We start from the raw sequence: 7,184 nt of genomic DNA, 5'->3' as shown, positions 1-7,184 counted from the left end.
GTGAAAGTAGGTTATCGTCAGGCTTGTTATTCGCAGTAGAGAAAAACCCGATCAGCAATGGTCGGGTTTTTTTTCGTTTGGCGGTTTGAGTGTCAGCCCAAGCGAAGGCTGGGGGCAGACCCCCTCGTCCGTTAGCAATGACCTTTGCATTAGCGGCATTGAGGGTCTGACCCCGGTTGTTATTTACGTCCAATGGTTTTATGCATGGCATCGATCGCGTGCTACCTTGAAAGGGATATCTTGTCTGCTGTGCATACACTGGAACAATTACGTGCTGGTCAGCTGGCCGGCCTGCGCCGCCTGAAGCTGTCCTGCGGCTTGACGGCATTCCCCCGCGAAATCTTCGCCCTGGCCGACAGTCTGGAAATCCTCGACCTGTCCGGCAACGCGCTGTCCACATTGCCCGACGATTTGCCGCGCCTGCACAAGCTGCGCATCATTTTTTGCTCGGATAACCTGTTCACCACCTTGCCGGCCGTGCTTGGTTCATGTCTAGCCCTGGAAATGATCGGTTTCAAGGCGAACCGGATACGCCACGTACCGGCCGCAGCCTTGCCGCCGAGGCTGCGCTGGCTGACCCTGACCGACAATGCCATCGAGTCCATGCCGGATGAACTGGGCAAGTGCAGTCAATTGCAGAAACTCATGCTGGCTGGGAACTGCCTGAGCCACTTGCCCGCTACCCTGGCGGCTTGCCATCGGCTGGAGTTGGTGCGCATCGCCGCCAACCGTTTCACGGCGCTGCCCGAGTGCCTGCTATCCTTGCCACGCCTGAGCTGGCTCGCGTATGCGGGCAATCCCTTTACGGAAGCGCGTGAACTGGCGGCCCTGGCTGGTACGGGGGCTGCGGGTGTGGCATGGCAGCGCCTGCAACTGGCGCAGCAGCTGGGCGAGGGCGCATCGGGCGTGATTTACCGTGCCCGTCTGGATGGCGTGGATGACGTGGCCGTCAAAGTGTTCAAGGGAGCGATGACCAGCGATGGCTTGCCACGCAGCGAAATGGCCGCCTGTGTCGGCGCCGGCGCGCACATGGGCCTGATTCCCATCCTCGGCATGCTCGATGCGCATCCGCAAGGGGCGCTGGGGCTCGTCATGCCGCTCATCGACGCAGCCTACCGCAATCTGGCCGGCCCGCCGAGCCTGGAGTCTTGCACACGCGACGTGTATGCCGATGGCGCGTGCTTTGATCCTCCGCAAGTGTTGGCCATTGCCCACGGCATCGCCTCGGCCGTGTGCCAGCTGCATGCGCACGGCATCGTGCACGGCGACCTGTATGCGCACAATATCCTGCATGCGGACGCCGGCGCCTGCCTGCTGGGCGACTTCGGCGCGGCGTCGATGTTTGCGTCCGGTTCACCGCATGGGGAGGTACTGCAAGGCATAGAGGCGCGTGCCTTTGGCGTGCTGCTGGGCGAGTTGGCCGCGCATTGCACGACGCCCTTGCCCGGCCTGCAGGCCATGCTGGATGCTTGCCTGCAGGACGAGGTATTGCGGCGGCCCAGGTTCGACGCGATCGAACGGGCATTGCGGCACATGCTACCCACATAAAAAAATGGCGCAGCCTTCGCAGGCTGCGCCATTTTTATATCAGGCTGACAAGATTCAGCTTGCTACCAGGATTTCTTTTTCAGGCAGGGCGATCTGGTTGTCGACGCTGAACTGGTAATCCTTGAAGACGTGTTCGGCCGTCAGGATCTGGTATTCGCCGTTGTCGAGCTTGTGCGTGGTGTCCTTCAGGCGATACGTGTAGTGGCCGCAGGTCCAGCAGTTGAAGTTGCGCATGTGCGTGCACAGGCAAGTCTTGTCCATCACGACGACGGTTTTTTGCTCGGGATGGGCTGCCACTTCGCGGTTGTACGAGTTGATGTACGCGCAGTTACCCGTCGCATCGAGCAGGTAGCCATACGATTCGCAGCCTGGACGGATGCCGGCGCCGATGGCGGGCGTGTTCTTCAGCATGCGCATCGGGTAGCCCGTCGGCGAGACGCCATTGACGATGATGTCTTCTTCCGAGGCCTTGTAGTATTCCTGCTTGACCTTGTTTGGCAAGCCGCATTCCTTGGTGACGGTAAAGCGCGTCGCCACTTGCACGCCAGCCGCGCCCGCTTCCAGAAAGGAAACGGCGTCGCTGCCCGTGAAGATGCCGCCAGCGGCGATCAGCGGGATATCCAGCTGTTCTGCCTTCAGGTAGGCCAGCAGTTCCGCCGTGATCGTGTGCAGGTCGTAATTGGCCCAGTCCATGCCGAAACCCAGGTGGCCGCCGGCCAATGGTCCCTCGACGATGATGAAGTCGGGCAAGCGGTCCAGCTTGGCGTTCTTGCGCAGGAAAATCTGCAAGGCGCGGACGGACGAGACGATGATGCCCAGCTTGGCGTCGCGGAAACGCGGATGGTCGGCCATCAGGGCAAACGAGCCGAAGTGCAAGCCGGCGGACAGGGTGATGCCGTCGATGCCGGCGTCGAGCGCCGCGTTCAGGCGCACGCGCAAGGTTTCACGGGGGCCGTTCATGGTCAGCTTTTCCATGCAATTGACGAAAATCAAGCCATCGCCTTTTTTCGCTTCCATGGTGCGGCCGATATGCAGGCGCTGCGCTTCCGCCAGGCGGCCCAGGTCGAACTGCACCACGGCCTTGTCGCTGTTATTGATGTTGAACTTGTACAGTTTCGTCTTGTCTTTGACGAAGGTGGTGTCGAAACGGCGATCCGACACGTCTTCCACCATGGCATCGGAGATATGCCCGATGCCGTTCAGCCGGGCCGCTTCCAGGGCCAGCTCCGACGTGGAAATATCCACACCCATTCCGCCTATCATGATGGGCACATATTCTTTTTTGCCAAATCGCAGGCGGAAATCATCAACACGTTTCATTGCTATCCTTAGACTACCGTGGTTATCACTGAGCCAGATGTACGGTCAAGCCCGCTGCCGGTCAGGCGCGCGGGCGCATGTAGCTGTGCGCAGCTTCAATTCTACCCCAAGCGGGCAGGTGCTCCGAGGCAGCTTGCCGCCACGCCGGTGCAAGCGCAGGCCGGAGCGTGCGCATCATCGAAATTAATCGCGGAAATTGTTAAATTCCAGCGGCATGTCGGGCACGTCCTTGCGCAGCATGGCCATGGCCGCTTGCAGGTCGTCGCGCTTGGCGCCCGTGACGCGCACGGCTTCACCCTGGATGCTCGCTTGCACTTTCATCTTGCTGTCCTTGATGACGCGCACGATTTTCTTGGCATCATCCGATTCGATGCCATTCTTGATCTTGATGATCTGCTTGACCTTGTCGCCGCCGATCTTCTTGATGTCGCCTTCGTCGAGGAAGCGCACATCGACCTTGCGTTTGGTCAATTTGTTGGTCAGCACGTCGCGCACTTGGCTGAGCTGGAATTCCGAGTCCGCGAACGCGGTCAATTCGTTTTCCTTGTGTTCGACGCGGGCGTCGCTGCCCTTGAAGTCGAAGCGGGTCGTGATTTCCTTGTTGGATTGCTCGACGGCATTCTTGACTTCGATCATATCGGCTTCGGAGACTACATCAAATGACGGCATGGTCTGTTCCTTTTCTTGTTAAAGCGAGCGCGCGCTCGGCGCGCTGGGCCTTGGCGGCTGATTCTGCGCCATGGGACGGCCCTGTTAAAGATGCGACATTTTAACGGACAACGGGCAGGTCGCCCTTGTCCTGAGGTGGTTTTTTGTCGCTTTCGCTCTATAATCGAGCAAAATTTCCCTATCCCATGCATCCAGAGCTCACCATCGAACACAATTACAACCTCCAGCGCCTGAATACCTTCGGCATCACGGCCAACGCGGCCGCCTACGTACGCATCACTTCACAGGCCCAATTGCAGACCGCGCTGCAAGATCCCGTCTTGGCCGCCATGCCGCGCCTGATACTGGGCGGCGGCAGCAACATCGTGCTGACGGGCGACTTTCCCGGCGCCGTGCTGCACATGGCCACGCGCGGCATGCGCCTGGCGCAGGCGGACTTCGAGACGATACTCGTCACGGCCGCGGCAGGCGAAAACTGGCACGACTTCGTGCAGTGGACCCTGGCGCAAGGCGTGGGCGGACTGGAAAACCTGTCCTTGATCCCCGGCACGGTAGGCGCGGCGCCTATCCAGAATATCGGCGCGTATGGTGTGGAAATCAAGGATTATCTGCATAACGTGAGCGTCATGCACAGCGGCAGCGGCATCGTTTTCGACATGGACCGCGATGCTTGCCGCTTCGCCTATCGCGACAGCATCTTCAAGCAGACGGACGGGCGCGAACTGATCGTGCTGGAAGTGACGTTTGCCTTGCCGGCCGAATGGCGGCCGAACTTGCGCTATGCGGAACTGGCGCAAGCCGTGGCCGAGCGCAATCTTGCCGAGCCGACGCCGCAGCAGGTGGCCGACACGGTGATGGCGATCCGCCGGAGAAAATTGCCGGATCCTGCCGTGATCGGCAATGCGGGCAGTTTCTTCAAGAATCCCGTGGTGTCACGGGAGCAATGTCTTGCTTTGTTGGAACGTTTTCCTGCCTTGGTGCACCATGCGCAGCCCGATGGCACGGAAAAGCTGGCTGCCGGCTGGCTGATCGATCAATGTGGCTGGAAGGGAAAAAACCTGGGGCCCGCGGGAGTGTATCCCAAGCAGGCACTGGTTCTGGTGAACAATGGCGGCGCTCGTGGCGCGGACATTACCCGGCTGGCGGAAGCGATACAGGATGATGTAGAGGCGAAATATGGCGTGCGCCTGTCGCCCGAGCCTGTTTTCGTCTGATTAATCGAAGTGGCAGACGTAATCGACGGTCTCCAGCGTCTCGATATCAAAATAGCTATTGCCCGGGATACTGAATTGCGTGCCCGCGCCATAGCTGTTCCACTCTGTCGCGTCAGCGAGGCGCACCTTGCACAGGCCGCCGACGACTTCCATGATTTCCGGCGCGCCCGTGTTGAAGCGCAGCGATGACGGGAAAATCACGCCCACGCTTTTCTTCGTGCCATCGGCGAGGATGACGTTGTGCGAGACGCATTTGCCGTCAAAATAAATATTCGACTTCTTGACGACGCTGACATTGTCCAGTTGTGTGCTCATGCTTCACTTTCCTTGCTGTTAAAAATCAGTCCGGGACGTCATTGGCGCTCAGCACGCTGTTGCGTCCGCCGCGCTTGGCCGCGTACAGGGCCTGGTCGGCGCGGTTGATCAATTGCTCGATCGTCGAGTCCGGCGATGGCACGACGGTGGCCACGCCGATCGAGATGGTGACGATGCCCTTGCTTGCCGCCGGGTTTTCGATCTGCAAGCCTTCCAGATGGCGCCGGCATGCCTCGGCGATCAGCAGCGCGCCGGCCGCTTCCGTTTCCGGCAGGATCAGGGCGAACTCTTCGCCGCCATAGCGGGCGGCCAGGTCGGCCGGGCGTTTCAAATGTTCCGTCAGCACGGCGGCGACTTTTTTCAGGCCCAGGTCGCCCGCCAGGTGGCCAAAATGGTCGTTATAGCTTTTAAAATGGTCGATATCGCAGAACAGCAGGCTCAGCGGCGTCTTGTCGCGCTGGCCCCGCTGCCATTCGAATTGCAGGGTTTCATCGAAGCGGCGCCGGTTGGCGATCCCCGTCAAGCCATCGAGGGCGGCCAGTTTCTGCAATTCAATATTCGCGTCGGCCAGGTTTTTTTGGCTTTCGCGCAGGAAACGAAAGGCCTGGTCGCGCTGCAATCGGCTGATGTGCGCGTTGGAATGGTGGCGTATGCGCGCCAGCAATTCCAGGCGGTCCGGCAGTTTCACCACATAATCGTTGGCGCCGACGGCAAAGCTGTGGGCCTTCAGTTTCGGATCGTCCTTGGCCGACATGACGATGACGGGCACATGCGCGAGCGCCGCGTTGTCGCGGTACAGCTGGATCAGGGCGAAACCGTCGATGCCCGGCATCACGAGGTCTTGCAGGATGACGCTCGGTTGCAAACGCAGTGCCGTGTCCAGCGCCTGCGTGGCGTCGGTCACGTAATGAAATTCGATATCCTGCTGGTCGCTGAGCATGCGCCGGACTGCTTCGGCGATGATCAACTGGTCGTCCACCAGCAGCACGCTGACCTTGAATTCGGTCAACGCGGGCTCATGCTGGGTGAAGTTGGAGGAGAATTCTGGCATTGCATTCTTTTCAGATGTTAGGGGAGGGCTCCCACCCATTGTTGAGTTTGGCGCCCAGGCGGCTGCGCAGGCTGGCGCCTATTCTATCCAATGGCAGGATTTGCTGCGCCGCATCGAGTTCGGCAGCCGCGCGCGGCATGCCATACACGGCGCTGCTGGCCTGGTCTTGCGCAATCGTCGTCTTGCCGGCGCGGCGCATGGCCAGCAAGCCATCGCCGCCGTCGCGCCCCATGCCTGTGAGCAATATGCCGATGGCATCGCCGCGCCAGTGCTGCGCCACGCAGTTGAAGAAGACATCGACGGACGGGCGGTAAACATAGTCGCGTGGTGCTGCATCGTAACCCAAACGATAATTTTGATCTAGCAGCAGGTGATCATTGGTCTTGGCGATCAGTACGGTGCCGGACACCAGTTCGTCGCCATCGGCGATCACGCGCACGGGCATGCTGAGCTGGTCATCGAGCCATTTGGCGAAGTGCGAGGCGAAGGTTTCATCGATGTGCTGCACCACGACGATGGCGCAGCCGGGCGGCGCCGTCCAGCCGGACAGCACCTTGGCCACGGCCGAGGGCCCGCCCGTCGAGGCGCCGATGGCCACCAGGGTCGATACCTGGCCGTCGCCCCGCTCGCCGCCATTGGCTGGCGCCTGGCGCGGCGGCGGTGCTTCGGCGCTGTGGCGTATCAGCTTGCCGATGGTCTTGATCTTGGCCAGCAGTTCGCTGTCGCCGCCCACTTCCCCCTGCAGCACGGGCGTGGCCGTGACGTCGAGCGCGCCCGCGCCCAGCGCGCGAAAGACCTGGTTGACATTGTCTTGCGGGCGGCCCGTGACGACCAGGATGGCGCATGGGCTTTGCTCCATGATCAGGCGCGTCGCTTCCACGCCATCCATCTCGGGCATGTTCAGATCCATCAGGATCAGGTCGGGACGGTTGCCCTCGCACATGCGCACGGCTTCGAGCCCCGTGCGGGCGATCCACAGCACCTGGTGTTCCTGCGTACTGGCGACCACGCGGCGCAGGGCCTCGGCGGCCATGGCGACATCGTTGGCAATGGCAATTTTCATGAAT

Annotated in this window: 7 protein-coding genes; 2 read left to right on the top strand and 5 right to left on the bottom strand. The window is 60.7% G+C overall.

Features of this window, described 5'->3' with window-relative positions; translation table 11 throughout:
- Positions 1-249 precede the first annotated feature (249 nt).
- Positions 250-1,548 (top strand): leucine-rich repeat-containing protein kinase family protein, encoded by a 1,299-nt coding sequence (locus IGS55_RS27025; protein WP_230519290.1) that lies wholly within the window; start codon positions 250-252, stop codon positions 1,546-1,548.
- A gap of 54 nt (positions 1,549-1,602) precedes the next feature.
- Here the strand turns inward: IGS55_RS27025 and IGS55_RS27020 are convergent, their stop codons facing one another.
- Positions 1,603-2,868 carry a nitronate monooxygenase gene (locus IGS55_RS27020; protein WP_070277935.1) on the bottom strand — a complete coding sequence of 422 codons (1,266 nt, stop codon included), beginning with the start codon at positions 2,866-2,868 and terminating at the stop codon, positions 1,603-1,605.
- Between the two features lie 183 nt (positions 2,869-3,051).
- The gene (locus tag IGS55_RS27015; RefSeq protein WP_034759416.1) at positions 3,052-3,537 is read right to left on the bottom strand and encodes a YajQ family cyclic di-GMP-binding protein; all 486 of its coding nucleotides are present in this window, start codon (positions 3,535-3,537) and stop codon (positions 3,052-3,054) included.
- Between the two features lie 185 nt (positions 3,538-3,722).
- On the opposite strand from IGS55_RS27015, the gene murB reads away from it, so the two are divergent.
- Complete coding sequence (gene murB, locus IGS55_RS27010; RefSeq protein ID WP_230519287.1) at positions 3,723-4,751, top strand: UDP-N-acetylmuramate dehydrogenase; 1,029 nt, start codon at positions 3,723-3,725, stop codon at positions 4,749-4,751.
- Here murB and ppnP read toward each other — a convergent pair whose 3' ends face one another.
- Genes ppnP through cheB form a run of 3 tightly spaced genes read right to left on the bottom strand, consistent with a single transcriptional unit; the run spans position 4,752 to position 7,180 of the window.
- Positions 4,752-5,066, bottom strand: coding sequence for a pyrimidine/purine nucleoside phosphorylase (ppnP, locus tag IGS55_RS27005; protein ID WP_230519286.1), 315 nt, complete (start codon positions 5,064-5,066; stop codon positions 4,752-4,754).
- Positions 5,067-5,091: 25 nt separating this feature from the next.
- A complete protein-coding gene (locus tag IGS55_RS27000; RefSeq protein WP_268992068.1) occupies positions 5,092-6,117 on the bottom strand; it encodes a diguanylate cyclase in 1,026 nt (341 codons plus the stop codon).
- Between the two features lie 10 nt (positions 6,118-6,127).
- On the bottom strand, positions 6,128-7,180 hold the full coding sequence (gene cheB, locus IGS55_RS26995) for a chemotaxis-specific protein-glutamate methyltransferase CheB (RefSeq protein WP_230519285.1): 1,053 nt from the start codon (positions 7,178-7,180) through the stop codon (positions 6,128-6,130).
- Between the last annotated feature and the right edge of the window lie 4 nt (positions 7,181-7,184).

The sequence above is a fragment of the Janthinobacterium sp. EB271-G4-3-2 genome, from assembly GCF_020858035.1.
Lineage (GTDB): Bacteria > Pseudomonadota > Gammaproteobacteria > Burkholderiales > Burkholderiaceae_D > Janthinobacterium > Janthinobacterium aestuarii.
This window is presented reverse-complemented; position numbering and strand designations above follow the sequence as displayed.